Below are 25,396 nucleotides of genomic sequence, written 5' to 3'. Positions count from 1 at the left end.
GGTCGCCACCGCCGCCACGCGGGCCTCGGTCGCCACGATCGTCTCGGTCGTCGTCGCGACGTTCCTCACGGCGTTCCGGCGGGCGAATGGCCGCCGGGGCCGAGAAGGCCAGTTGCATCGGCACTTCGTGGCCGTTGTTATCAAAGCCCCGCACTTCCAAGAACTCGGGGGAGACGCCAATCCGCCCGGTGACGGAAACAGTCATGCCGCCGTGGTCTTCCCACTTCAGGATGTCCCGGCGTTTCTTGTTCAACAGATAATGGGCCACGTCTGCGTGAACATGCAGATCGACCACCTTCGCCGTCTTGCGGGCGGCCGCCAGTTGGATCATGCGGATCACGTCGATGCTCATCGTCTCCGGCGTCTTCACAAGGCCGGTCGCCCGGCAGTGCGAGCATTCGGCGAAGGCATTCTTCTTCAGCGAGGTTTGCACCCGTTGCCGGGTCATTTCGATCACGCCGAAGGCGCTGGTCTTCAAGATCTTCGTGCGAGAGCGATCTCGCCGCAGACCCTTGCGAAGCGTTTCCTCGACAGCCCGGCGATGGCTTTCCTGCCGCATGTCGATGAAGTCGTTGATAATCACGCCGCCGAGGTTCCGCAGACGCAGTTGCCGGGCGATTTCCTTCGCGGCCTGCAAGTTGGTCTGGTAGGCCGTCTCTTCGGCGTTGTTCTCGGCGCGGTAAGCGCCGCTGTTCACGTCGATGGCCACCAAGGCTTCGGTTTGCTCGATGACGAGCGAGCCGCCGCCCGGCAGGGGAACTTTCTTTTCTTGAAGCTTGTGGACCTCTTCTTCCAACTTGAAAGAGTGGAAAAGGGGTTCCGTCGATTCGTGCAGTTTCAGCCGGTCCGCGTAACGCGGCATCACGATCTTCATGAACTCTTGGGCCTGGGCAAAGGCTTCCGGATCATCGATGTAAATCGTTTCGATGTCGCTGGTGAACATGTCCCGGATCGTCCGGGTAATCATGTCGCTTTCGCGGTAGACTTCGATCGGCGATTGCCGCTTGGTTGTCCTGCTGGTGAACACTTCCCACAAGCGAACGAGATAAGCGAGGTCGCTCTTGAGTTCCTGCACGTTGCGGTCAACGGCCGCCGTGCGGATGATGAAGCCGATGCCGCTCGGGGCATTCAGTTCACGCATGATTTCCTTGAGACGGCCCCGTGTGGAATCGTCGTCGATCTTGCGGGAGACAGCCACGCGGTTGAGCCACGGGGCCAGCACCAAGTAACGTCCGGCGATGCTGATGTGCGTGCTGAGGGTCGGCCCCTTCGTGCCCATGCCCTCCTTGATGACCTGCACGATCACTTCCTGACCGCGCTTGAAAATCTGCTCGATGGGCGGCGGCTTCATGCCGCCGTCGCGGCCGCGATCAGCGCCCCGGCTGCCACCGGGTCCGCCGCGACCGCCCCGGTCATCACGGCCACGGCCGCCACCACGATCATCACGGCCGCCGCGACCGCGTTCCGGCCGGTCTTGCACCGGGAACTCGTCCACGAATTCCTCGTCGCCTTGCGGGATGATCGGCTGAGGTTCGATGTCGCCGGGTTCGCCTTCTTCAAACAGTTGGTCTCCCTCGACCACTTCACCGACGGCTTCTTCCGATTCGCCAAAACCAATCTCGCCTTCGGGAGCCTCTTCCTTCGGCTCTTCGCCGCCCCCGAAACGGTCGTTCGGGGCCATCGGGTCGAAGTAGAACTCGTCGTCCCCGCCAGTTGACCGGCGTTCGGCGGAGGGCATCGGCTTGGCGCCGTCGTCTTCGCCGCCTTCTTCGCCTTCGGTCTTCTTACGGGTGGTCCGCTTGCGCTTCGGCTTGGCTTCCTCGACGACGGGTTCCGGTTCGGCGGCCTTCTTCTTGCCCCGAGTCGTGGTGGTTTTCTTTTTCTTCGGCTTCGCTTCGCTATCCGCGTCGGCCTCACCCGATTCGGCGGATTCACTCACCGGCTCGGCCGGTTCCGTCGGATCAGCCACCGGGTTGCGTTCCTCATGAACCGGCTCTTGGACGGGTTCAGGTTCAGGCACATGAACCGGGGCTGGAGCGGGGGCCGGGAAAGCGGTGGGACTGCTCACATCCGGGCCGATGTCCAGACCGGCGCCGAAATCGTCTTCTTCGTAGACTTCGGCCATCGGGATGTCGTCGCTGTATTCCGGCGGCGACACGGGAGCGGGCGGGGCCACATACACCGGCGGAGCGGGCGGGGCCACGGGAGCGGCGGGGATATGCGGAATTTCCACCGGCTCGAACTGCCGGGGCGGCAACAGTTCTCGCTCGGCATGTGAATGCGGTTGCGGTTCTTCGCGACGGGGTCGTTCATCACGGCGGTCATCCCGACGGGGACGATCATCCCGCCGGGGCCGGTCATCGCGGTCTTCCCGCCGACCGTCGCCGGAAGGCTGGTCCTTGAAATACACGCTGGCCACGTCGGAGACGTGCAGGAAGCCGTTGCGGCCAATGCCAAAGTCAACGAACGCGGCCTGGATGCTCGGTTCGATGTTGACAATCTTGCCTTTGTAAATGTTGTTGACGTAGCTTTCGTTGCTCGCCCGTTCGACGTACAGTTCTTGCAGCACGCCGTCCTCGATGATGGCAATTCGGCATTCTTCCGATTGCATCACGTTGATTAGCATTTCCTTCTTCATGATCCCTCAAATTAGTCGGGGTAAATGATCTTGTTTCGTTATTCCACAATGGGGCCGTTCGACGTGGCCCCCCACACTTCGCGGGGAGTTTCCACGGCGGCCGGCTTGGTCGGTTCGCCTTTCCACGGGCGAACCTGCTGGGCGATGGTCGGGGTTTGGGCAATTTCCTCGGGGGCGAGTTCGTCCGAGATTTCAAGAGTCACCCGCTCGACGGCGGGTCCGGTCAGATACAAGTCTTCCAGCCCCAACAGGCGGGCCAGTTCGTCCACGCGGGCCGTCCCCTCCTGCGTGAGCCAGATATCAAACCAAAGCGAGCCAGCGTCCGTCCAGGCGGCCCGGAGATAGGGCCGGATGTTCACCTGACGCGGACGAGGTTTCTCGCGGTTCGACCACACCTCCGGTTGAGCCATCAGTTCGCGGAGACGATCCGAGACTTGCGTCTTGAACACGTCGTCCCGAAACTGTTCCGTCAATGGCCAACGATAAACAGCCCGTCGCGGGCGGGCGGCGAGCTTTAGGGGGATGCGACGGGCCGAGTGAATGATGAGACCGGGCGGGGCTTGCTTGCGGAATCGTTCGAGGACATCCTCCGGCGGGATCTCCTCGGTGAATTCCAACTCGACAACCTCATCAAGACCGATGAGACCGAGAGACAGCGATTGGGCGAAAATCAGGCGGGGAGCAGGATGAAAGCCTTCGGTCATGCGGATGGGAAGGCTGGCACGCCGGAGCATCCGCTCGAAGGCCCGCATCAAATCCAGATGACTGACCAACCGGAGGTCGCCGGATTTGCAGAAACGAATTCGGACTTTGTCAAACGCCATCGGGCTGCGTGTCTGCCGCGGGTGAGCGACAGAACAACGTCCTCGCAGTGAGGAAGCTAGGAGGCGGACAGGCCGGGAAATGCGCGGGGACGAAACCGGAGCCGTTCATGTGAGATGAACGGAGTGAGAACCGGTCCCGAAGCCACGTGAGTAAAATCCACGGTGACTCGTCACGCCCCGGGAACTGGTCGGGATGGGCGGGAGGGAACTTCGTCCCTACTCTTCGCCCCCGCCAGCCGCTTCGGGGTCCAATTTCAAACGCTGCCGGAGCAGGTAATGCTGAACGTCGCGGGCCGACTCGAAGACCATGGCCTCCCGGGCGATCCGCTCCGCATCAGCAAGGTCAAGCCGACGAATCATCGCCTTGACCGCAGGGAGGTTGTTCGGAGCCAGTGAGAACTGCCGCAACCCCAGGCCGATTAGAAGGGGGGTGAACAGCGGATCGCCGCTCATCTCCCCGCACACATTGACGCCCTTGCCGTGCCTGTTGGCCGCCTCGATCACAAACTTGATGAGACGAAGCACCGCAGGGTCCGCCGGCGAATACAAGTCGGCCACATGTTCGTTCGTCCGGTCGGCTGCCAGTGTGTACTGTATGAGATCATTCGTCCCAATCGAGAAGAAATCAACCTCGCGGGCGAATTCTTCCGCCATCACGGCGGCCGAGGGGACCTCAATCATGGTGCCAATCGGCAGATTCGGATTAAACTTAACCTGTTCCTCACGAAGATCTTCCATCACCTCTCGCAACAGGAACAAACACTTGCGAAGTTCCGGCAGGGTGCTGATCATTGGGAACATGATCCGAACATCCCCGAAGGCGCTGGCCCGGAGAATGGCCCGGAGTTGTGTGCGGAACAGGGGAATATCGCGCAGGCAGAGCCGCACGGATCGCAGCCCCATCGACGGGTTTTTCTCCGGTTCCTTTGGCCCGTGGACGGACACAAACTTGTCCGCTCCCAAGTCTAGCGTGCGGATGACGACCGGCCGTCCTTCCCCCATCTCGCGGATCACCCGGAGGTAAGACCGGAAGTGTTCCTCTTCGCTCGGGTCCGAGTTCCGGCCGACGTAAAGGAATTCGGTGCGGTACAACCCCACCCCCTCGGCGCCACGCGCGGAACACGCGGTCGCCTCGTCGGGGAATTCGATGTTCCCCATGATGGGGATCACCGTGCCATCCTTGGTGACGGAGGGGAAATTTCGCTGGTTGATCCAGAACCCGGACCGGGTAATCGCCGCGTCCCGCAACCGCCGGTATTTGGCGAGAGTCGCCTCGTCCGGGTCGAAAATCAGGATGCCCTCGGACCCGTCCACAATCACGGTCTCGCCGGTGGACACCTCCGAAAGGAACGGCCCGATGCCGACGACGGCCGGGATTTCCATCGCGTTGGCCATGATGGCCGTATGGCTGGTCTTGCCGCCGTGTTCGGTGGCGAAGCCGAAGACATTATTGCGGTCCAGCGTGGCCGTTTCGCTCGGCGTGAGATCACGGGCCAGCACGATCACCGGTTCCCGAAGGTTCTTCAACGGTTCGTTGCGATCCCCAAGCAGATATTTGAGAATCCGGCGTTCGATGTCGAAGAAATCCGCCGAGCGGAATGCCAGAAAGCTAGTTTCCCCGAGACTCTCAATGGTCTTTACAAACTCGCTGACGGCCTTGCTGACGGCATATTCCGCCGTGAAACGCTGCATGCGGATCAAGCCGTCGAGTTCGCTTAGAAAGGCAGGGTCTTCAAACAACACGGCATGGGCGGCGAAGACGGCCCCGTACTTGGCCCCGATTTTCTGGGTGATGTCCCGTTGGATTTGGTTGGCTTCAAAGGCGGCGGCCGACAGCGCGCCATGCAACCGGGCGATCTCTGCTTCGACTTGATTGGGGGCGACCCGACGTTGCGGCACGCGGATGCCATCGACGTCCAGCACGAGCGCGGGACCGATGGCCACGCCGGCCGACACGGGGATTCCACGAATGTTTTGCATACCGTCTTGAACCGCCCACTTCGGAGAGAGAAACGCGGGTCCGGCGTTTTCGGTCAGTGTCCGTGCGACTCGTGCCCGTCGGGGGATGTCGAGCCTAAAATTTCGGCCAGCACCCGGCAAGCCTCGGACGCGTCCGGCCCGTCGGCCTCGACAATCAATTCCGTCCCCGGCCCGGCGGCGAGCATCAACAAATTGGTGAAGCTTTTGCCATTGGCCGCCCGCTGTCCCTTGAAAACCATGATGGCCGATTGAAATCGCCCCGCCGTCTTGGCGAACGCCGCCGCCGGACGCATGTGCAGCCCCAACGGGTTCCGCAGCACCACCGGAACACGGATGGCCTTGCTCTCGCTAATCGGCTGGACGTTATCCACCGTCGCACTTTCAGGGGTTTTCACGGACGCCACGTCCGGCTTCTGGGGTTCAACCATCGTCCTGGGACCACGGGTCGGGGGTTTCCAGGATCAGATTCCACATGGCTTCTTTTGTCTCGCATGCCCGCATGGCGGCCAGAAACTCGTCGCTCTCGCTGATTCGGACGATGGTTTCGAGCGCGTGCAGGTGTGGTCCCGGCTGATCGGGCCGGGAAACGAGCAGAAAAATCAAATGAACGTCATTGCCGTCGATGCTTTGAAACGGAATCCCCGCCCGAGACAGGCCAAGCGTGCCAATCAAGCGGGGCAATCCCTCGAATCGCGAGTGAGGTATCGCCACGGTGCGGCCGATGCCGGTGGAGCCAAGCCCCTCCCGGCGCATAATCTCCCCGACGACAACCGGCATTTCGGCAGGCTTGAAATAACCGGCTGATTGCAGGGAGGCCACCAGTTCCCGGATGGCCTCCTCCTTGGTCGTGGCGACCAGCGAGGGCACGAGGGCTTCCCGGATCAGGAAGTTCTTCATGAGCGAATCTCGGGTTCGGTACTCATCGGTCGCGGTTCCGTCGGGTGAATCGTCACCTTACATCTTAGGGATGATGATTGGTGATTTTTTCTTTGTACTTGTGAATTTGATGCTGGACCCGTTCAAAAGTCAGATCGACGGCAGCCATCAACTCCTCATGTTTGTCCTGCGCCACAAAATCGTGCTTGTGTTCGGCGTCCACTTTGATTTCGACCGATTTGAATATCTTGTCGGCCAGATCGATGGTCACTTCGATCATGGTGATGCGAGAAAAGTAATGAAGAAGTTTTTCGCACTTGGCATTGATCTCGGCTTGATGTCCGTCGCTCAGATGCCCGTGCCGGGTGGCGATTTTGATTTGCACGTCTCGGTCCCTTCCACTTCAGTCAGCCATGGTGTTACGGAAGGAGATTGTAACCAATCAATTCACGGACAGCAACGGGCGAGCGGGCGAGTGTCGTAGGTATTTGGAAGCCACGCAAGGAATTGAGGCAAATCCCGCGATCAACGCGACTCTCTGATTTTGATTTTCACCTTGGGCAATGCCATCTGTAATTCTTTCGCCCCCTCGGCCGTCACGTTTGTCAACGAGAGATCGAGTTCGGCAAGTTGCTTGAGGCTGACAAGGTGCTTCAAGCCTTTGTCGGTGATTCTCGGGGACGAGACGGAGAGAGAGGTCAATTGGTTGAGACTGGCAAGATATTTTAACCCGTCGTCCGTGAATCGAAAACTCATCATGACCAGCTCGGTGAGTTGCTTGAGTTCTCCAATTTGCTTCAAGCCGTCGTCCGAAATTGCCTTCGGGCTCATCCTTGGGTCCAAGAATCGCAATGACTTGAGATTCTTGAGGCCGACGATTTCCTTCAAGCCGGCGTTTGTGATATCTGTCACTCCCAAATCCAAACAAACGAGTTCTTGATGTCGGGTAATGCCCTTGATGGACTCGTCGTCAAACTCAGTCACACCAGCAACAAACTCCAAACGGAATGGCTGTTTTGGCAAAGGCAATTTGTCCCAACCAATCTTGGGCGTCTTTCCAAAGATGAATGTCAAAACAGTGCCGGGCTTTGGCTTTGGTGTCAGTTCCCCCAGTGTCACCTCTAATTTGAATCCCACGGCAGGCTTAAACGCGAATTCGGCTCCGGCCTCCTCCCATGCCTTGACGAGTTCTTTCGGCGGTTGCGGAGGAGTCTTTGGCTCGGCGGCAACGGCGACGGAAACGCTCATCAAACACAAAACGGCCAAGACGGATCGGATCATTGGCATGTCTCCGTAAGAGATTGCGAATTGGCGCTTGCGGAACCATTACGTCAACGTGATGACGGGTGCATGCGTGTTTTATGTTTGGCGAGAGTTGAATGCAATTTTTCAGCCGATGTGTTGGCAATCACTTCTTCGGCATCATTCACTCTTGCTTGGTCAGCTGCCAAGAGTTATTGGTTTTTGAAAAAATCTAATGGGTTGCCCAAACGCAACCGGAAATGAAACTGAAGGAAATGATGGTTTGTAAAAAACGGTCCGGAAGATGATGCCGGGTAGGAGACCACCCTCTGAGACTTGGCAACGCACCGCATCTCATGTCCCTACCCGGCTTCATCCCCCGGAGCTCGTCACACATCGTTTTTTGAACGATGTCATCTCGAATAATTGTGGTGCAATCACCGATCTTCTGCCTGCGATCTTACCGTACGCAACTAGTTATGCAACGGTGGCTTTGGTTACATTTCGTACAGGAAAACAAGGGGTTTTTGCAAAAATGTTCAACGGGGAGACGATGGCTCAAATTCAGGGAGATGGACCCACAAAGTCGTTCCTTCGCCGGGGACGCTGGTGAGATGAATGCTGCCGCCGTGGGCGCTGATAATCGCCTGGCAAATGCTCAGGCCAAGACCGCTGCCGCCGCTCTGGGGACGCTCTCGCGATTTGTCGCTGCGATAGAACCGCTCGAACACCCGTTCCTGATGCGCGGCCGGAATGCCGATGCCCGAATCGGCCACTTCGACAATGACCTCGCCTTCATTCCGCCAGACCCGCAGCCGGATCTTGCCTCCCGCCGGGGTGAATTTGATGGCGTTGTCGAGCAGGTTGAGGATCACTTGCCGCAGATGGTCGGCGTCCCCTTTCGCGGTCGCGGGTGAAATATCGGCGGTCAGGGTAATGCCTTGCGCCTCGGCCACTCCCTCGAACATCTCGGCGCAACGCCGGACCAACCGGTCCATCGGGACCGGTTCTTGCTTGTGTTCGAGACGGTTGGCGTCGCTCTCCGCGAGCAGCAGGAGTTGCTGCACCAGCGAGCCAAGCCGGGAGGCTTCTTCAACGACAACCCCGAGGAGTTCCTTGTAATCCTCGACGCTCCGGTCTTGGTTCAGTGCAACCTCGGCGGAACTGCGGATGGCCGCCAGCGGGGAGCGGAGTTCGTGAGCCGCGTTCGCCACCAAATCCCGGTGACGGCCGAGATAGTCGCCGATGCGATCCAAAAATCCGTTGATCGTCTCGGCGAGTTGGTCCAGTTCGTCTCCCGTTCCCCGGACCGGCAAACGCTCTTCCAAATGGCTTGGCCGCAACCGGGAAGTCGTGTGGTTGATTTCGACCAAAGGCCTGGTCGCCCGGTGAGCCAGAAGATAACCTCCAACCGGCGCCGTCAGAAGCAGCAACACGCCGGCGATCATCGCCAATTGAGTGATGCGGGCCACATCCTCCCGGACTTCGTCCAGCGTGGCCCCGACGCGGATCACCACCGGATTGCCCCCGACGATTTCAAACGGTTGCTGGCTGATCCGAAAACCGCCATAACTTCCGGTTGTTGAGTCATTTACCCAAGGCGGGGGACGTTCGCCACCGGGGACACGATCTGTCGTGACGATTACCCGCCCCTCGCCATCAAGGATTTCACAGAACCAATTTCGTGGTTCGTGGCCGGTGGCTTTTTGATTCAGGGCCTGCCTGACTTGTTTCCAATCCGGCGGGTTGGAATGTTCAATGAACAGCCTCACTTCGGTGGTGTCTTCCCGAAGGAGTTGATCTTCTTCTCGCACCAGCGTGTAAAGCAATCCCTCGCGGAGGCCAAAAAGCATGGTCACCGCGAGCAGCAGGATCACCAACGTGTTCCAGATGAACAATCGGGCGCGGAGCGTGAGAAAAAAGCGAAGCGGATGAGGCTTAACTGTCGCGGAGGACATATCCCCGTCCCCGAACAGTGGAAATAGGCGAGCCGGCTCCGGCCCGCTCGATCTTTCCTCGAAGCCGATTGATGTGGACCTCGATGACGTTGGTTTCGCCTTCCCAATTGGCGTCCCAAAGATGCTCGCAGAGCATCTTGCGGGTAACCACCCGCCCGGAATGGCGCATCAGGAATTCCAACAGGCTGAATTCCGTCGGAGTCAGGTCGATTTCGGTCGCCCCGTGGACCACCCGGCGATTGGTGAGATCCAGTTTCAACCCCGCCGCCTCGGCCGTCGGCGAGGGACGTTCCCCGGCCCGACGGCACACGGCTTCCAATCTCGCCAGCAGTTCCGGAAAAGCGAACGGCTTCACCAAATAATCGTCGCCTCCGGCTTGCAACCCGGCCACTCGTTCATCAACCGTGCCGAGGGCCGTGAGCAGAAGAACCGGCGTGCGGTTCTTCTGGGCACGCATGGACTTAAGAATGTCCAACCCGTTAAGGGAGGGAAGAAGGATATCGAGGACGACGGCATCAAACGGGCTGGCAATCGCCCGTTCCAATCCCGCCTGCCCGTCACGCACGAGTTCGCATTCGTGCCCCGCTTCGGAAAGCCCCTTGTTCAGGGTTTTCCCGATCACCGGATCATCCTCGACGATCAAGACGTGCATGTTACTTCAGCCCCAAATCTTTGAGTTGACGGTTGTCCACACCCGCCGGCGCGCCAGTCATCAGGTCGCGGGACTTGGCATTCTTCGGGAAAGCGATCACATCTCGAATATTGGTGGTCCCCGCCAGCATCATCACCCAGCGGTCAATCCCGAGGGCAATGCCCCCGTGCGGCGGGGCGCCGAACTTCAGGGCGTCCAGCAGGAAGCCGAACCGGCTTTTGGCCGTTTCCTCGTCCATGCCAAGCACTTGGAAAGCCTTCGACTGCACCACCGGGGAGTGAATCCGGATGCTGCCGCCGCCGACTTCGTAGCCGTTCATGACAAGATCGTAAGCCTTGGCCTTCACCTTGCCGGGATCCGTGTCGAGATGAGGAATATCCTCGTCTCGCGGAGCGGTGAACGGGTGATGGTTCGCCACCCATCGCTTGTCCTCGGCATCGTACATGAACGAGGGAAAATCGACGACCCAGAGGATGTTGAAGACCTTCGCGTCGGGATCGTACAGCTTCAACAAGCTTGCCAGATGGATTCGCAAAGCCCCGAGGGCGTCGCACACAACGCTTTCTTTGTCCGCGACAAACAACAGCACGTCGCCGCTTTCCGCGTTCATCACTTGCCGCAACTCTTGTTGGACGGCCGCCGGGAAGAATTTTTCAATGCTCCCGGTGAGTTTGTCCCCCTCGACCTTCATCCACGCGAGGCCCTTGGCCCCGTATCGGCCAACGTGTTCAGAGAGTTTTCCACCCGGCTTTAGGTCACTGTTGGAAAACTTGTCGGCCGCCCCTTTGGCGCACAATCCACGAATGACCCCGCCGGAGGCCAACACATCCTTGAACACCTTGAATTCGGACTTGGCGGCCACGGCGCCAACGTCAACGATTTCGAGAGCGTACCGCAAGTCCGGCTTGTCGCTGCCATATTTAAGCATGGCTTCGTCGTAACCCATCCGGCGAAAAGGCGTCGGGATGTCGATGTCGAGGCAATCCTTGAAGATGGCCTTTGACAGGTTTTCGATCACCCGGAAGATGTCTTCCATCTCGATGAAAGACATTTCCATGTCCAGTTGCGTGAACTCCGGCTGCCGGTCAGCCCGCAAGTCCTCGTCCCGCAAACAGCGGGCAATCTGGAAATATTTGTCGTACCCGGCGACCATCAGCAGTTGCTTATACAACTGCGGCGACTGCGGCAGGGCGAACCATTCCCCATGATAGACGCGGCTCGGCACCAAATAGTCGCGCGCCCCTTCGGGAGAACTCTTCCCGAGCAACGGCGTTTCGACTTCAAGGAAGCCTTGGGCGTCCAGCGTGTCGCGGATCGTCTTGCAAAGGCGATGTCGCAGGATCATCGTGTCTTGCAACGTCTTCCGGCGAAGGTCGAGGTAACGGTATTGCAACCGGATGTCCTCGTTCGCCAGTTCGTTGCCGAACTCGGTGATCTCAAACGGCGGCGTCGGACAGGCGTTCAACACCTTGGCGGCGGACGCCTTCAACTCGACGGCCCCGGTCGCCAGTTTGGCGTTTTCCTTCCCCTTCAACCGGGCGGCGACGGCACCGGTGACACTCAAAACAAACTCGCGTCCCACGCTGTTGGCCAGTTTTTGTAACTCGGCATCCTCAGATTCAAACACCACTTGCGTCACGCCGTACCGGTCCCGAAGATCGACAAACACCTGATTATTGTAACTTCGGTACGTGTTCACCCAGCCGTTCAATGTCACGGTTTGCCCGATATGGGACTCCCGCAATTCACCGCAAGTGTGGGTCCGCTGCCAATCCGACATGGAACAAATCCTTCGCAAGGGAGACATCAGGAATGCAATCGTTATACGGAGCGACGCATGTCGAAGTGAGCCGGGAAACTTTCCGGGGGTTCGATGAATGACACGGACCATCTGATCGGTTACAATCCCGGCGACCGCCTCTCCCTGGCCGTTTAGGAGTTGTCGAACGTGGAACTGTTGGAAATGCCGTGGCCGGCCGTGAAGGCCCTTGATCGTCGCACCCCCGTGGTGTTCCCCCTGGCCGCCCTGGAGCAACACGGGCACCACCTGCCGGTCTTCACCGACAGCCTGCTTTGCACCGAAGTGCTGCGCCGGACCAAAGCCGCCCTCGGGGACCGTGTGCTATTTGCCCCGTTGATGTGGCTGGGGAACTCGGAACATCATCTCGATTTTCCGGGGAGCATGTCGGCCTCGCCGCGAGTGTATCTCGATTTATTGCGGGACATGGCCGAGAACTTCCTGAGCCACGGCTTCAACCGAATCGTGTTCATCAACGGCCACGGTGGCAACATCGTCCCCGCCCAGCAAGCCACGTTCGAGCTACGGCAAAAATATCGAAAAACACCGGGCCAATTGCTTCTTTCCACCACGTACTGGACTTCCGGGGCCGACCCGGTGGCCGAGATTCCCGGCTTGAAACAGCAGCAAATGGGGCATGCCTGCGAGTGGGAAACCTCCATGATCTGGAAGATCGCCCCGCATTTGGTGGTCGGCGATCTCAAGAAGGTTCCTGATGTGCCCTTCGGCACCGGCGGCGAACCAGCCCACCGGGCGTGGGTAATGCCCGACCGCAGCGAGCCGGGGCATATTGGTTATCCGCAATATGCCAGCCCCGAAAAAGGGGATGCGTTGTTTAACGTGTTCTCCAAGGCGGTCGTCGCCCTGATGGAACGAGTGATCGCGTGGGACGGACGGACGTGGGACCTATGAACACCACCTCCAAATGGGGGTGGTGGCTCAGTGGTTTGTTACTTGTTGCCACACTCCTGAATTACATGGACCGGCAGGCCCTCGGCGAATTATCGACCCTCCTCAAAAAGCCGGATGTACTCAACCTCGACGACGCACGCTATGGCCGGTTGGAAAAAACCTTTAGCTGGGCATTCGCTCTCGGTGCGGTGTCGTTCGGCTTCCTTGTCGACCGTTTCGGGCCAAAACACCTATATCCGATTGCCCTGCTTGGATGGTCGATTTCCGGTTGCGCTTGCGGACTGGCGAATCAGACTTTTGTCGAAGAAATGCTCGGCAACCCGGAAGAAACCTTCGGTTACGGGGCCTATTCTTGGTTGTTTTTATGTCGGACGACTCTGGGATTCTTCGAGGCCGGGCATTGGCCCTGCGCGCTCGTCACCTTGCGGAATGTGCTAAGCGAAAAAGACCGGCCGTTCGGCAATTCCATCCTGCAAAGCGGGGCCTCAATGGGGGCGGCCATCACGCCGTTCTTAATCCGGGGTTTGTCGGCGATTCCGGTCTCCTGGCCGGTGACCTTCCTGTGCATCGGTTTGCTGGGAATGCTCTGGCTTCCGGTGTGGTATTCGCTGGTCCGCAATGTAGAGTTGCATCCGCACCGGCAGGCCGTTCAGATCACCGAGCGAATCGTCCCCGGCAAATTGATCGTGCATATGCTGTTGCTGGTCGGACTGACACTCAGCATGAGCCTGACGTGGCAATTCTTCAGGGCGTGGCTGCCGAAGTTTTTGAAGGAGAACCAGCACTATCCCGACGTGTTCACGATGGAAATGCCGGCGCCGGCCTATGTGGTCTGTGCTTATTATGTGGTGGCTGACATCGGCTGTCTGGTCTCGGGATACATTGCCACGACACTCTCCCGGCGATTCGGCATGAGAATCGAACGGGCGAGGTTGGTCGCGTTCATTGCCTGCACCGCCTGCGCGGGCTTGGGGGTGTTCGTCACCCGTGTTCCGCCGGGCTGGCTCCAAGTTAGCCTCTTGTTGCTGATCGGGGCGGGGACGCTCGGTTTGCACCCGCAATATTACGCGGCTGTGCAAGAACTTCCTCGCAAGCACATGGGCTTGCTTAACGGCACCCTCTCGGCCGGAACGTGGTTCATCGTGGGCCAAATGCAGGGAATGATCGGCCAGCACATCAAAGACACCGGCGATTACACTCTGGGAATGACTGTCGCCGGACTGGCCCCGTTGGTGGGGCTGACGTGCTTGTCCGTGTTGGTGTTCGTGCCGGGGCTGACGCAAAAAGCGGCTCCCTCCCACTTCGGGAAATAAAAAAGGAGCCGCGATGCAACGCATCACGGCTCCTTTTCCCACTGAAATCTCGGTGATCTATTTACTTCTTCCCCGGAAACACCACCCGCCCAGGTGTTTGCACTTGGATGCTGTACAAGACGCCGCCGCCGGTGACGTAGAGCGTTTTCAGGTCTTCGCCGCCGAAAGCGCAGTTTGTCACTTCGTCAGTGGGAACAGCCAAGAACTCCAGAAACTTGCCATCGGCATCGAAGACGTAGATGCCCCCTTTGACGGTGGTCGAGGGTTCGGCGGGCGGGTTCGGCTTGTTAAGCCCCCCGGCGACGAACAACCGGCCCTTGGAATCCTGCTTCAACCCGTCCGGGCCACGACCGTCTTTCCAGTCATAAATCAGTTTCTTGCTCTTCAAATCCACCGTGCCATCGGCTCGAAGATCGAAGCGATACAACTTGCGGGCGTCGCCAAGTTTGCTGTTGTTGTTGTCGGCGACGAAAAGGGTTTTGTCGTCGGCCGAGACAAGGATGCCGTTGGGCCGTTCGAGTTCCCGGCCGATGATCCGGGACACTTTCCCGTCCAAGTCGATCCGGTAGACGCCCTCGACGATCTTGCCATCGGCATCGGTCATTTCCAGTTTGCTGCGGTCGCCATAGCAAGGGTCGGTGAAATAGATTCGACCCTTGGAATCAACAGTGATATCGTTCGGTTGGTTGAACTTCTTGCCGTCAAATTTGTCGGCCAAAACGGTGATCTTCCCGTTCACATCCGTGCGGGTCACCCGGCGAAACTTCGGTTCGCAGGCCAGCAAACTTCCGTCGGCATCCCAGAGCAGGCCGTTGGTTCCGGCCCCTTCGCGATAAATGCTTGATTTGCCATCAATGGAGAGACGGCAAATGTTGTCGTTGCCGCTGGTGAGAACCCCCAGTTTTGGATGCCAGGCTGGGCCTTCCCCGCCTTCGCCCTTGGCTGATTCGACTTTTAACTTGGCATCCGGGGCAAAAATTTCCCCGGCGAACACCGGGGAGGAGCAGAGGAGAAACAACGCGATCAATCGCATGATGGCATTTCCTGTTTGGAGGAGAGGAACTTGCCACCAACTTATTTGGCCGGGAATCCGAAATCCAGAGCGGGCTTACGCCGCCTTGCCTTTGCGGACATGCTTTTTGGCGAAACTGGCCAGCGTGTCCGTCACCCGTTCTTGAATCTCCATCGTGAGATCGGGATACATCGGCAACGCCAGCACACACTTCGCGGCCGCTTCGGACTCGGGGAAATCACCCTCGCCCAAGTTCAGGTATTTCAGGCATTCCTGCATGTGCAACGGCAGCGGGTAGTAGATGTCGCAAGCCACTTGGCTGGCCTTGAAGTGGGCGATCAAGGCATCTCGCGATTCGCCGGGCACGCGGATCACGTATTGATTGAAGACGTGTCGCATCCCGGCCATCACCTGCGGCCGACTGATGAAACCGTCCAGTCCGCGATCTTGAATCAACTCGTCATAGCGGGCCGCCGCTTCCTGGCGCTGGCCGGTCCACTTGTCCAAGTGGGGAAGTTTCACCCGCAGGATGGCCGCCTGAATCGCGTCGATGCGGGCGTTGTAGCCGATATATTTGTGGAAATATTTCTGCTCGCTGCCGTGGGTCCGAATGGCCTTCATCTTGGCCGCCCACTCGGGATTGTCGGTCGTGATGAGGCCGGCGTCCCCATAGGTTCCAAGGTTCTTGCTCGGGTAGAAACTCAGGGCACAGATGCCGCCAAGCGTTCCCACTCGTTTGCCGTGATACTCGGCCCCGATGGCTTGGGCGGCGTCTTCGATCAGCGGGATGTTGTGCTTTTCGGAGAGTTCCCACAGCGGTTGCATGTCCGCGCATTGGCCGTACAGATGGACGGGCATGATCGCCTTCGTCCGCGGCGTGATCTTCTCGGCGACTTGTTCCGGGTCGATGTTGTATGTGCGGGGGTCAATGTCCGCAAAAACCGGCGTGGCTCCGGTGCGAACCACCGAGCCGACGGTGGCAAAGAATGTGAACGGCGGGATGATGACTTCATCGCCCGGCCCGATGTCGAGGGCATGCAAGGCGAGCAGGATGGCATCCGTCCCGGAGGCGCAGCCGATGCCGAACTTGGCGTGACAGTATTCGGCCACTTCCGTTTCAAGACCGGTCACTTCCGGCCCCATGATGACTTGCCCGGAGGACAGCACCCGCAGAACAGCCGCTTCGACATCCGATTGAATGGCTTTGTATTGAGTGGCCAGATCACACATCGGGACTGGCGGGGGGCTTGGCAAATTGCTCATGAGGTCAGACTCCATTCCGTGGCTTGCCCGTCAGCCGTCAAATCTTCCCTGATTTCACGATCTTACGGAAAAGATATCGTACACAACTCATCGTCATTCCATCAAGTCGGCTTTTGGAGACAGGGGCTTTGAGGGGTCTCCAAGGATTCCCTCATAATGATGGATGAATTGCGCCGATATTCCACCCGGACTTCTCATCTTGACTGATTTGCCAACAGTGGGTACGAAATCACCCCAAGGCTATTCGATCACGTGGGCCGAAGTCTTCCCTGCGTTGGTCCCGTGTTTCAGAGGATGTTCAACGATGTCCGTCGATTCGTCCGGCTTGCCCGCCAATTTGCAGGGATTGGAAAATCTGACGCTCACCCCCAACCAACGCTATGCCATCGGCAAATCGCTGTTCGGGGACGCGGCCTGTCGAAAAATGGGCGTTTTCCCCATCCCGGATGGTTTCAAGCTCAGCGTGGTGATTCCCGTTTACAACGAGGAACGCTGGGTGCGGGAGATCGTCCGGCGGGTGCGGGACGTCGAAATCCCCAAGGAAATCATTCTCGTCAACGATTGCTCGACGGATGGCACGCGGAAAATTCTGGACGAGGAAATCAGCAAATTCCCCGATTGCCGGGTGATCCACCACGAGAAGAACCAAGGCAAAGGCGCCGGCCTGCGGACGGGTTTCAAGCACGCCACCGGCGACATCGTGATCGTTCAAGACGCGGACTTGGAGTATAATCCGGCCGAGTATCCCCAATTGATCCAGCCGATCATGGAGGGCAAAGCCGATGTGGTGTACGGCTCCCGGTTCATCGGCGAGAACCATCGGGTGCTGTATTTCTGGCACTCGGTCGGCAATCACGTTCTGACGTTGCTTTCCAACTTCCTGACCGACCTGAACCTCACGGACATGGAAACGTGCTACAAGGTCTTCCGACGGGAAGTGATCCAGTCGATCAACATCAAATCGGATCGTTTCGGCTTCGAGCCAGAAGTGACCGCCAAGATCGCCAAGAGACGAAAGCCTTCCTGGCGAATCTTTGAAGTGCCAATCAGCTATTCCGGCCGGACCTACGAAGAAGGCAAGAAGATCGGCATGAAGGACGGTTTCAATGCCTTGTATTGCATCATCCGGTATTGGCTGAAGGACTGATGAACGGCGTTTATTTTGCGACGTAGCCAACCGCCAAACAGGCGATTTCTTCAGCCGTTGGCTCCCGATCTTGAGGGAATTCGGGCACCGAAGTCGTCGGCCCAAAGATCAGGTTGACGCCCAAGGGATGTTTGCAGTTCACAACGAACAATTCCAAGTAAAAATCCCAATCGGCATTCTCGTCAATTGACATGGCCCTCGTCACAATCTCAATCATTTCCTCAAGCGAAATATCGGCACATGGAAGAAGTGTCTTCTGGAAGAGAATGCGGCGAACCCAATCCCTGTGACTCTGCTGCTCATAAATCTCTTGAAAATCATCAAATGGGATTGTCGTTCCGGCCAGCCGGTTGAACTCGGCCAAATCATCATCCCAAACTCCGGAATCGGCTCCATCTAATCTGGCGGCAAGTTCAACCAGACGGGCAAACCAAACCTCATCGAAGTTTGGAGGGAGAAATTGGGGACGCAAATCCACTTCACTCTCCCGCTCCATTTGGATTTTGAAAATGAGTGGTTGAAGCTTGGCCTACTTCTTCTCGATCAACTCTTCCAGCAACTTGTCCAACGTGGCGATTTTCTTGCCTTCGAGGGTTTGGAGCTTACCGCTCCGGTCGAAAACATGGACAATCGGTGGGGATTGATGGGCGAACTTGTCCTCCCATGCTTCCTTGTTCTTGTCGGTGTCGTCGAGCAGGTAATTCGTGAAGAACGCCTTTTTCCCTTGCAGGAATTCCAAGGCGTTCGGCATGTCGGCCGGTTCGTCCACGGACAGGCTCATGAACACCACGCCCTTGTCCTTGAGTTTGTTATGCAGTTCCACCATGTGCGGGAACTTTTCCTTGCACGGGGGGCAGAAGGTGGCCCAAATGTCGATCACCACAATCTTGCCCTTGTGGGCGGCGACGGCTTTGGACAGGTCTTCCAAATTAACCTTGCTGATTTTCACCTCGTCGGCGGCCACGGCAGGAACGGAGCAAATGCCCAGAACTCCCAAGGCAACCGCGGCCAGAACCCCCAAACCAAGCACGGCGTTACGCATGAACTTTCTCCTGAGATCCTGAAGATTCTTTTCCCATCATCCGGTCGGCGGACGTTCCGGTCAAGGGTCGGACTGTGCCGAAGCCGGTCTAGCTGCTAAAATAGTCACGAGCCGAACCGTTAACCTCCGAACTTCCGACGCGAGAAACATGCCCGCGCCAAGCCATATTCGTAATTTCTCGATCATTGCCCACATCGATCACGGGAAAAGCACCCTCGCAGACCAGTTCCTGCTGCAAACAAACACGATCACCAAACGGGATTATCGTGCCCAGTTGCTCGACGGCATGGACTTGGAACGCGAACGGGGCATCACCATCCAGATGCACCCGGTGACGATTTATCACACGAAGGATGGCGAAAAATACGAACTCAACCTGATCGACACGCCCGGCCACGTCGATTTCGGTTACGAAGTCTCCCGCAGTCTCGCGGCCTGCGAAGGGGCGATTCTTCTCGTCGATGCCTTTCAGGGCGTGCAGGCCCAGACAGTGGCCAATGCCTATCTGGCCATCGAGAACGATCTAACCATCGTTCCAGTGCTTAACAAAATTGACATGCCGACCGCCCGTCCGGAGGCCGTCACGGCCGAAATGGAAACAGCCGTCGGCGTGAATGCCGAGGATGTGCTGCGGGCCAGCGCCAAGTCGGGCGTTGGCGTCTTGGAAATCCTTGACGCCATCATTGACCGAGTCCCCTGCCCCCCCGGCGACCCGAAAGCCCCGTTGAAGGCGTTGATTTACAACAGCCACTTCGACACCTTCAAAGGCGTGGTGATTTACATCCGCGTCATGGAGGGATCGGTCAAGATCGGCCAAAAGATCAAGTTGATGCGGGGCAACACCGACCACGTCGTCATGGAAATCGGCCAGTTCCGGCCGACGATGGTGCCTTGTCAGGAACTGACGACCGGGCAGGTGGGCTTCCTCACGGCCCAAGTCAAAAACATTCAGGACGTTCACATCGGCGACACGGTGACGGATGCCGTCAACCCGACCGAAACCGCCCTGCCCGGCTACAAAGTTCCGCAGGCGATGGTTTACTCCGGGCTTTACCCGGTGGACAACGAAGAGTTTGAGGATTTGCGGGAAGCCCTCACCAAGTTGCGGCTGAACGACTCCAGTTTCTCGTTCGTTCCGGAAGTTTCTGACGGCCTCGGTTTCGGATTCCGCTGCGGCTTCCTCGGGATGTTGCACCGCGAAATCATCGGCCAACGGCTGGAACGCGATTGCGAACTTGATCTTGTTCACACCGCCCCGAACGTCACCTTCCAGATTTTGACACGATCTGGCGAAACCATCATGGTTCACAGCCCGCAAGACGTGGTGGACGGCGGGCAAATCGAAGAATTCCGGGAGCCGATTGTCCGAATTAATTTCCTGCTGCCGTCCAAGAACATCGGCGACATCATGTCGATGGCGGCCGAGCGGCGGGGCGAGTACATCAAGACGGAATATCTCAGCCCCGAACGGGCGATCATCACCTATGAACTGCCGCTCGCGGAAGTCATTTACGACCTGTACGACAAGCTCAAATCCGTCACGCACGGATACGGCACGATGGAATACGAACTGAAGGAATACCGGCCGGCCGACCTCGTCCGGTTGGATGTGCTGGTCCATCAGAAGCGGGTGGATGCCCTCTCCGTGATCGTTCACCGCTCGACGGCCGAACGTCGTGGCCGGAAGCTGATTCAGAAACTCCGCAAGGAAATCGACCGTCACCTGTTCGACATCGCCTTGCAGGCGGCCATCGGGTCGCGGATCATTGCCCGTGAAACGATCACCGGGATGAAAAAGGATGTGACGGCCAAGTGCTATGGCGGGGACATCACCCGGAAGCGTAAACTCTGGGCGAAGCAGGCCGAGGGCAAGAAACGGATGAAACAGGTGGGTCAGGTGGAGATTTCGCAGGAAGCCTTCATGTCCGTGTTGGAATCGGACGACTGACGCCCCCGACCGGCCGCGAATGGATTTTCCCCCGATCCCGAAGGAAGCTAGCCACCGGTGGATCTGCCGCAACCGACTACCGCCTCTTCCACGGCCGTCCCGGTGATGTCCACGATCATCGTCAACGGGGCCGGCGTTCTCGCGGAACAACCGGTGATTCAAACCGCCCCGCCGCCGACACGGTTGATCCCCCCCTCTCAGCGGCGGCGGCTCATTGAAGGGTCGCTGCTGTTCTTGTGTGCGATCCTGTTTCTCCGCACAATGGCCGTCGAACCCTTCGGAGTGCCGACGGGGAGCATGGCCCCGGCCTTGGTCGGCAACCATAAAACGGTGCAATGTCCCCGGTGTTTTTATCAGGTCACCGTGGGCGAGCCATCGAACAAGGCCCAAGGCTATCCGATGACCTATTGCCCCAACTGCAATCTTCCTGATTTGAATCTGGCGGTTGCCCGTGAAGTCTCCGGGGATCGGTTGCTGGTGGACAAAACGGTTTATCAAATACGCGGCCCCCGCCGGTGGGAAGTGGCTGTGTTCATCTGCCCGTCGGACAAATCCAAACCCTATGTCAAGCGGGTGGTCGGCCTGCCGGGGGAGTTGCTCACCATCCGCGAGGGGGATGCGTGGGCCGACAACCAACTCCTCCGCAAGACGCTGGGCGAAGCCCTTCAATGCCGTATTCCGGTGTACGACGGGGATTGTTTTCCTCCCGAGGGTTGGGAACGCCGCTGGCTCCCGGTGGGGATGCTCCCCCGATTGACCCCTGTGCAGGAGCCTTTGCCGGAATGGTTCAAATACCAGGGGGACGAAGTTTCCGTCGCGGCCGAGGGGTCGGTGGCCCCGCATCTGGCCGCTTACTGGCACATCGATGCGGAGACGGGCCAAGTTGAGATCATCCGGGACGGGTTCGAGTACAACGGGCACACGCCCGGCACCCATAACCACCCCGTCCACGATTTCTTGTTCTCCACGGAAATTGAGCCAAATGCCGGGAACGGGATGATCGTTTGTTCACTCTTCGACGGAGCCGACGAGGTGACCGCTCATCTGGCCGTCGGCGGGGAGTTTGGCGAGAGCAAGCTGATGATTCCCGAAAAAGGGCTGGTCCGCACCGCCAACCGGCCGCCGCTGAAGATTGGCAAGAAAGCGCATTTGGAAATGGCATTGGTGGACCGCCGGGTGACCGTCGCCGTCAACGGCACGGAATATTTCACCTTCGACCTCCCGGCCGGGGTGAAGCGAACGGATGTTTCCTCCCCTGTGAAAATCGGTTGTCAGGGAGTAAACGCCACTTTTCGGCATCTAAAGCTATACCGGGACATTTACTACCGGCCGACCGGAACAAACGGGACAGCCCGCCCCCTGACACTCGGGGAAAACGAGTATTTCATGCTCGGGGACAACTCCGCGAATTCAGATGATTCAAGATCCTGGCAAATACCGGGCGTTCCCCGGCGAAATTTCCTTGGAAAGCCGTTTCTGCTTCACCAACCCAGCCGGCCGGCCGTGTGGGCCGTCGGCGGCCGGCGAGTGGAACTGCAATCCGTTGACTGGGGACGCATCCACTGGCTTCGTTGAGGATCGACGAACGCCCTCGAAACCCACCGGTGGTTCCGTACCACATTATTTTCCGGTTCTCCGCACGCACACAGGCTCTCCATGAAGATCACCGCCAAAACCGTCTTCAACCTGATTATCGGGCGGGAGACTAACAAGCCAAACCACGGCGACCCTTCCCGAGAAGTCTTCGAGACGGTGGTGTTTGTCGTGGTGTTGGTGCTGATGCTCAAGCTCTTCGTGGCCGAGGCGTTCGTCATCCCCACCGGGTCGATGGCCAGCACCCTGTACGGGGACCAGTTCATCGCGGAATGTCCGGAATGCAGCCACCGGTTCCCGGTCTCCGCGTCCGTTTCTTATGGCCGCCGGATGGTGGCCGAAAAAGTGTCATGTCAGAATTGCGGCCACTATTACACCCCGGAAAACGCCCGCGACTGGAACAGCGGGGACCGGGTGTTGGTCGCCAAATACGAATATCATCTTCGCGCCCCGCGCCGGTTCGACGTGCCGGTCTTTAAGTATCCGGAAGAGCCGTATCACAAGACCGAACTGACCGCGATGAACTACATCAAACGCCTGATCGGCCTGCCGGGGGAAACCATCGCGATCTATCAGGGAGATCTCTACCGGACGGACAAGCTCACCTATGCGAACTACCCCCGCCCCGACAATCCGCTGGATCTCTGGCAGGATGACTACATGTATGCCAACCGGCGGGGTCGCAAAAACAACTCGGCGATGGAAACCAATCAGGAAGCCGCCGACTTCTTCATGGCCGGCAATTTTGAAATGATCCGCAAGTCGCCCGACCAGATTCTCGCGGTTCGCCGACTGGTGTTCGATCTGGACCAACAACCGAAAACGCTGGAAGGAACGCACCGGACCCGCTGGCATCTTTCTCCGGCCGACGACGCCGGATGGAAAATGCTGGAGAAAGGCTTTGAGCACGAAGGCGAGCAATTTGGCTGGATGAGTTATCATCACATCCAACCAGGCTGGGCCAATAAAGACGCGATTGTCCAGCCCGCCTTGATCCGCGATCATCTTGCTTACAACATCGAGCAGACCTCCCACCGGCCGCAGGAGGGCCTCTCATGGGTCCCCGATCTGCTTGTGGAATGCAAGGCTGATTTCAAGTCGGCCGACGCCCAACTGATTCTGGAACTCGTGAAATCCGGGACGCGATATCAGGCGGTCTTCGCCAACGGAACCTGCAAACTGGTGATTCTGAAATCCGAAACCCCGGACAAGCCGGTCGTGCTGGCCGAACTCCCGAGCAAGATCACCACCGGCGAATACTCTTTGCGGCTGGCCAACGTCGACTCCCGGCTGACCGTCTGGGTGAACAACCGCCCCATGTCGTTCGGTGATTTGGGCAACTATGACCCGCCGAACCGGACCTCCTTTGCCGAGACGGCCTTGGACGTGGAACAACCCTCTCGCATCGGGGCGAAGGGGAACGTGACCTGTTCCAAGGTGAAACTCTGGCGGGATGTGTTTTATACCTGTTACGAAGGCGGGAATAACGCCTCCTGCGGGCTGCAAACCTATTATGTCCAGCCGGGGCATTACCTCTGCCTCGGGGACAACAGCACATCGTCCTCGGACGGACGTTATTGGGGATTGGTCCCCGAACGGTTGCTGCTTGGCCGGGCCGCCGTGATTTATTGGCCGGCAAGTCGTTGGAGGGTGATCGAGTGAGCGAACCGCACACCGGGGATATTGAGATTCGGGTCCGCTATGCGGAAACGGATCGCATGGGGTTGCTCCATCACGCGAATTATCTGGTGTACTTTGAGCAGGCCCGCACGGAACTGCTTCGCGGCAGCGGAATGACCTACCTGGACATGGAAAACCAAGGGTTCATGCTGGTGCTGACCAAGATTGAAGTGAAATACAAGCGGCCCGCGAAGTACGATGATGTGCTGATCATTCGCACCACCGTGGCCCGCACAACGCCGGTGCGAATCGAACACAGTTATCAAGTGTTGCGGGGCACGGAACTGCTGGCCGAGGGGTCTTCCACGCTGGCTTGCGTGGATCGCGAAGGCAAACTGCAATCGCTGCCGGAATGGTTTCTCAAAATGAGCGGGGTCATTTGAAACCCCGTCTTCGTACAATCTGGGGAATGTGCGGCTGACCCTCCACCAAATGGCTCGCGAGTAACACCCCCGTGCGTCGCTTGTTGATCCTCCAAATCCTCCCGACGGCGTTTTGCCTCCTCCCGATCGGGGCGGCCTTCGTCATCATCGCCTCGATCCCCTCCGATGCCATGCGCGATTATCTTAACCGCGTCCAGCACTCGGCCATCGACTGGGTGATCCTCGGGTTCGGCACGATCCTGTTCGTCTCCCAGATTTTGCTCGCCTGGCGGGCGATGCGCTGGGTCGGCACGGGTTTCGACGAAACGCAAGACCGCTGGCTGAACCACCTCGCCACGGCCGCCGAATGGTTCCCCTTGCTGGGGTTGATCGGCACGGTCGCGGCCATTCTGCAAACCTTCAGCGCCATCGGCGCCCCCACGGCCACGGCTCAAGACGTGATGCCGAGGGAGATCATCCGGCGATACGCCCCGGCGATCACCGCCACCGGCAGCGGACTGTTCATGGCCCTGATGAACATCCTCCCCACATGGATTGTCCTGCTCGGCCGCGACCTCATCCGGTCGCTGGCCGGCGGCAAGCCCCCGACGGGAGACGCGGCATGATTGAACGCCCGAAGCGAAGCGTCACCCGGTTCTTCGTGCCGCTGCTCGACGTGATGATCTTGCTGTTCGGCATGTTCATGCTGATGCCGTTCGTCTCGAAGGACCCGGATGCCCAAGAACCGGTCGTTGAGAAGAAGGACAACTCGCCCGCTCCGCTTCCGACGGATGTGGTGGAAATTCGACAGGCTCTGGAAAAAGCCCGCCGCGAGATCGAACGGCTAAAGGCCCTGGGCAGAAGCAGCCTTTCCGACCGCATGAGCGTGAAGGTGCTGGAAATCGACCCGAAGGACGGCCGGTTGTATTACATCCAAGACGGCAAGCCGGTGCAGGTGGACAGCGAACTGGCGGCCGAGAACATGATTACGATTCACAAACGGCAGGCCGGCAATCGCGAACCGTTTTTCCTGATCCTCTATCCCCGCAAACGCTCCGGTTTCCCGGAACAACAACAGGCTGACGACTACGCCCGCTGGTTCCGGGGCGTACAATTTCAATTTGACCGCCCGTTCGCCACCGCTCCGTGAGGGCTT

The 25,396-nt window shown here is 58.6% G+C and carries 23 protein-coding genes and 1 pseudogene; 9 read left to right on the top strand and 15 right to left on the bottom strand.

Translation table 11 applies throughout. From position 1 onward, the window contains the following. The 11 genes and pseudogenes from BGIM_RS68435 to aspS form a co-directional block, all read right to left on the bottom strand. A partial coding sequence (locus tag BGIM_RS68435) for an Rne/Rng family ribonuclease (protein ID WP_390567983.1) occupies positions 1-1,351 on the bottom strand: 1,351 nt, incomplete at its 3' end. 1,047 nt (positions 1,352-2,398) lie between these two features. After that, positions 2,399-2,638, bottom strand: a pseudogene (locus BGIM_RS68430) (S1 RNA-binding domain-containing protein); the annotation flags it as partial. A gap of 38 nt (positions 2,639-2,676) precedes the next feature. Then, complete coding sequence (locus BGIM_RS58710) at positions 2,677-3,462, bottom strand: TIGR03936 family radical SAM-associated protein (RefSeq protein WP_020473972.1); 786 nt, start codon at positions 3,460-3,462, stop codon at positions 2,677-2,679. 216 nt (positions 3,463-3,678) lie between these two features. Continuing rightward, the gene (gene ptsP, locus BGIM_RS0133200; protein WP_020473971.1) at positions 3,679-5,442 is read right to left on the bottom strand and encodes a phosphoenolpyruvate--protein phosphotransferase; all 1,764 of its coding nucleotides are present in this window, start codon (positions 5,440-5,442) and stop codon (positions 3,679-3,681) included. A 53-nt stretch (positions 5,443-5,495) separates the two neighbouring features. Further along, on the bottom strand, positions 5,496-5,837 hold the full coding sequence (locus BGIM_RS53705; RefSeq protein WP_202947354.1) for an HPr family phosphocarrier protein: 342 nt from the start codon (positions 5,835-5,837) through the stop codon (positions 5,496-5,498). Positions 5,838-5,862: 25 nt separating this feature from the next. Next, positions 5,863-6,339, bottom strand: a complete 477-nt coding sequence (locus BGIM_RS0133190; RefSeq protein WP_020473969.1) for a PTS sugar transporter subunit IIA — start codon at positions 6,337-6,339, stop codon at positions 5,863-5,865. A gap of 64 nt (positions 6,340-6,403) precedes the next feature. Next, positions 6,404-6,703 carry a ribosome hibernation-promoting factor, HPF/YfiA family gene (hpf, locus tag BGIM_RS53700; RefSeq protein ID WP_020473968.1) on the bottom strand — a complete coding sequence of 100 codons (300 nt, stop codon included), beginning with the start codon at positions 6,701-6,703 and terminating at the stop codon, positions 6,404-6,406. Between the two features lie 140 nt (positions 6,704-6,843). Continuing rightward, on the bottom strand, positions 6,844-7,599 hold the full coding sequence (locus BGIM_RS0133180; RefSeq protein ID WP_020473967.1) for a leucine-rich repeat domain-containing protein: 756 nt from the start codon (positions 7,597-7,599) through the stop codon (positions 6,844-6,846). A gap of 500 nt (positions 7,600-8,099) precedes the next feature. Further along, a complete protein-coding gene (locus tag BGIM_RS0133170; protein WP_020473965.1) occupies positions 8,100-9,518 on the bottom strand; it encodes a sensor histidine kinase in 1,419 nt (472 codons plus the stop codon). Next, positions 9,499-10,170: a response regulator transcription factor gene (locus BGIM_RS0133165; RefSeq protein ID WP_020473964.1), complete on the bottom strand. Its 672-nt coding sequence runs from the start codon at positions 10,168-10,170 to the stop codon at positions 9,499-9,501. Before BGIM_RS0133165 ends, BGIM_RS0133170 begins: the two co-directional genes overlap by 20 nt. A gap of 1 nt (position 10,171) precedes the next feature. Further along, positions 10,172-11,950 carry an aspartate--tRNA ligase gene (gene aspS, locus BGIM_RS0133160; protein WP_020473963.1) on the bottom strand — a complete coding sequence of 593 codons (1,779 nt, stop codon included), beginning with the start codon at positions 11,948-11,950 and terminating at the stop codon, positions 10,172-10,174. 168 nt (positions 11,951-12,118) lie between these two features. On the opposite strand from aspS, the gene BGIM_RS0133155 reads away from it, so the two are divergent. Together BGIM_RS0133155 and BGIM_RS0133150 are read left to right on the top strand one after the other, a co-directional pair. Then, on the top strand, positions 12,119-12,880 hold the full coding sequence (locus tag BGIM_RS0133155; protein ID WP_020473962.1) for a creatininase family protein: 762 nt from the start codon (positions 12,119-12,121) through the stop codon (positions 12,878-12,880). Continuing rightward, positions 12,877-14,193 carry an MFS transporter gene (locus BGIM_RS0133150; RefSeq protein ID WP_020473961.1) on the top strand — a complete coding sequence of 439 codons (1,317 nt, stop codon included), beginning with the start codon at positions 12,877-12,879 and terminating at the stop codon, positions 14,191-14,193. The genes BGIM_RS0133155 and BGIM_RS0133150 overlap by 4 nt, the downstream gene beginning before the upstream one ends. Before the next feature lie 61 nt (positions 14,194-14,254). Here the strand turns inward: BGIM_RS0133150 and BGIM_RS0133145 are convergent, their stop codons facing one another. Beyond that, positions 14,255-15,226, bottom strand: a complete 972-nt coding sequence (locus BGIM_RS0133145) for an SMP-30/gluconolactonase/LRE family protein (protein ID WP_020473960.1) — start codon at positions 15,224-15,226, stop codon at positions 14,255-14,257. Positions 15,227-15,301: 75 nt separating this feature from the next. Then, the gene (locus tag BGIM_RS53695) at positions 15,302-16,468 is read right to left on the bottom strand and encodes a DegT/DnrJ/EryC1/StrS family aminotransferase (RefSeq protein ID WP_020473959.1); all 1,167 of its coding nucleotides are present in this window, start codon (positions 16,466-16,468) and stop codon (positions 15,302-15,304) included. A 304-nt stretch (positions 16,469-16,772) separates the two neighbouring features. On the opposite strand from BGIM_RS53695, the gene BGIM_RS0133135 reads away from it, so the two are divergent. Beyond that, positions 16,773-17,615, top strand: coding sequence for a glycosyltransferase family 2 protein (locus tag BGIM_RS0133135; RefSeq protein WP_020473958.1), 843 nt, complete (start codon positions 16,773-16,775; stop codon positions 17,613-17,615). A gap of 10 nt (positions 17,616-17,625) precedes the next feature. On the opposite strand, the gene BGIM_RS53690 is transcribed toward BGIM_RS0133135, so the two are convergent. Then, a complete protein-coding gene (locus BGIM_RS53690; RefSeq protein WP_157369623.1) occupies positions 17,626-18,093 on the bottom strand; it encodes a hypothetical protein in 468 nt (155 codons plus the stop codon). A 51-nt stretch (positions 18,094-18,144) separates the two neighbouring features. Then, a complete protein-coding gene (locus tag BGIM_RS58705; protein ID WP_020473956.1) occupies positions 18,145-18,657 on the bottom strand; it encodes a TlpA disulfide reductase family protein in 513 nt (170 codons plus the stop codon). 148 nt (positions 18,658-18,805) lie between these two features. Here BGIM_RS58705 and lepA point away from each other — a divergent pair, with 148 nt between their 5' ends. From lepA to BGIM_RS0133095, 6 genes are all read left to right on the top strand, one after another. Further along, entirely contained in the window at positions 18,806-20,605 is a 1,800-nt protein-coding gene (lepA, locus tag BGIM_RS0133120) for a translation elongation factor 4 (protein WP_020473955.1), read from the top strand. 57 nt (positions 20,606-20,662) lie between these two features. Next, entirely contained in the window at positions 20,663-22,180 is a 1,518-nt protein-coding gene (locus BGIM_RS58700) for a S26 family signal peptidase (protein ID WP_020473954.1), read from the top strand. An 81-nt stretch (positions 22,181-22,261) separates the two neighbouring features. Further along, complete coding sequence (lepB, locus tag BGIM_RS0133110; protein ID WP_020473953.1) at positions 22,262-23,860, top strand: signal peptidase I; 1,599 nt, start codon at positions 22,262-22,264, stop codon at positions 23,858-23,860. Further along, a complete protein-coding gene (locus BGIM_RS0133105) occupies positions 23,857-24,261 on the top strand; it encodes an acyl-CoA thioesterase (protein ID WP_020473952.1) in 405 nt (134 codons plus the stop codon). The genes lepB and BGIM_RS0133105 overlap by 4 nt, the downstream gene beginning before the upstream one ends. Before the next feature lie 71 nt (positions 24,262-24,332). Continuing rightward, positions 24,333-24,866 (top strand): MotA/TolQ/ExbB proton channel family protein, encoded by a 534-nt coding sequence (locus BGIM_RS0133100; RefSeq protein ID WP_020473951.1) that lies wholly within the window; start codon positions 24,333-24,335, stop codon positions 24,864-24,866. Then, positions 24,863-25,390: a hypothetical protein gene (locus tag BGIM_RS0133095; RefSeq protein ID WP_020473950.1), complete on the top strand. Its 528-nt coding sequence runs from the start codon at positions 24,863-24,865 to the stop codon at positions 25,388-25,390. The genes BGIM_RS0133100 and BGIM_RS0133095 overlap by 4 nt, the downstream gene beginning before the upstream one ends. Positions 25,391-25,396 lie beyond the last annotated feature (6 nt).

The sequence above is a fragment of the Zavarzinella formosa DSM 19928 genome, from assembly GCF_000255705.1.
GTDB classification, from domain to species: domain Bacteria; phylum Planctomycetota; class Planctomycetia; order Gemmatales; family Gemmataceae; genus Zavarzinella; species Zavarzinella formosa.
This window is presented reverse-complemented; position numbering and strand designations above follow the sequence as displayed.

What these genes read in the sequence shown, in the direction of transcription:
- BGIM_RS0133190 (WP_020473969.1), bottom strand. Translation starts at nt 6,339, where the DNA reads ATGAAGAACTTCCTGATCCGGGAAGCCCTCGTGCCCTCGCTGGTCGCC.
- BGIM_RS0133165 (WP_020473964.1), bottom strand. Translation starts at nt 10,170, where the DNA reads ATGCACGTCTTGATCGTCGAGGATGATCCGGTGATCGGGAAAACCCTG.
- BGIM_RS53695 (WP_020473959.1), bottom strand. Translation starts at nt 16,468, where the DNA reads ATGAGCAATTTGCCAAGCCCCCCGCCAGTCCCGATGTGTGATCTGGCC.
- BGIM_RS0133150 (WP_020473961.1), top strand. Translation starts at nt 12,877, where the DNA reads ATGAACACCACCTCCAAATGGGGGTGGTGGCTCAGTGGTTTGTTACTT.
- aspS (WP_020473963.1), bottom strand. Translation starts at nt 11,950, where the DNA reads ATGTCGGATTGGCAGCGGACCCACACTTGCGGTGAATTGCGGGAGTCC.
- lepB (WP_020473953.1), top strand. Translation starts at nt 22,262, where the DNA reads ATGAAGATCACCGCCAAAACCGTCTTCAACCTGATTATCGGGCGGGAG.
- BGIM_RS0133135 (WP_020473958.1), top strand. Translation starts at nt 16,773, where the DNA reads ATGTCCGTCGATTCGTCCGGCTTGCCCGCCAATTTGCAGGGATTGGAA.
- lepA (WP_020473955.1), top strand. Translation starts at nt 18,806, where the DNA reads ATGCCCGCGCCAAGCCATATTCGTAATTTCTCGATCATTGCCCACATC.
- ptsP (WP_020473971.1), bottom strand. Translation starts at nt 5,442, where the DNA reads ATGCAAAACATTCGTGGAATCCCCGTGTCGGCCGGCGTGGCCATCGGT.
- BGIM_RS58705 (WP_020473956.1), bottom strand. Translation starts at nt 18,657, where the DNA reads ATGCGTAACGCCGTGCTTGGTTTGGGGGTTCTGGCCGCGGTTGCCTTG.
- BGIM_RS0133170 (WP_020473965.1), bottom strand. Translation starts at nt 9,518, where the DNA reads ATGTCCTCCGCGACAGTTAAGCCTCATCCGCTTCGCTTTTTTCTCACG.
- BGIM_RS58710 (WP_020473972.1), bottom strand. Translation starts at nt 3,462, where the DNA reads ATGGCGTTTGACAAAGTCCGAATTCGTTTCTGCAAATCCGGCGACCTC.
- BGIM_RS0133180 (WP_020473967.1), bottom strand. Translation starts at nt 7,599, where the DNA reads ATGATCCGATCCGTCTTGGCCGTTTTGTGTTTGATGAGCGTTTCCGTC.
- BGIM_RS0133145 (WP_020473960.1), bottom strand. Translation starts at nt 15,226, where the DNA reads ATGCGATTGATCGCGTTGTTTCTCCTCTGCTCCTCCCCGGTGTTCGCC.
- BGIM_RS0133095 (WP_020473950.1), top strand. Translation starts at nt 24,863, where the DNA reads ATGATTGAACGCCCGAAGCGAAGCGTCACCCGGTTCTTCGTGCCGCTG.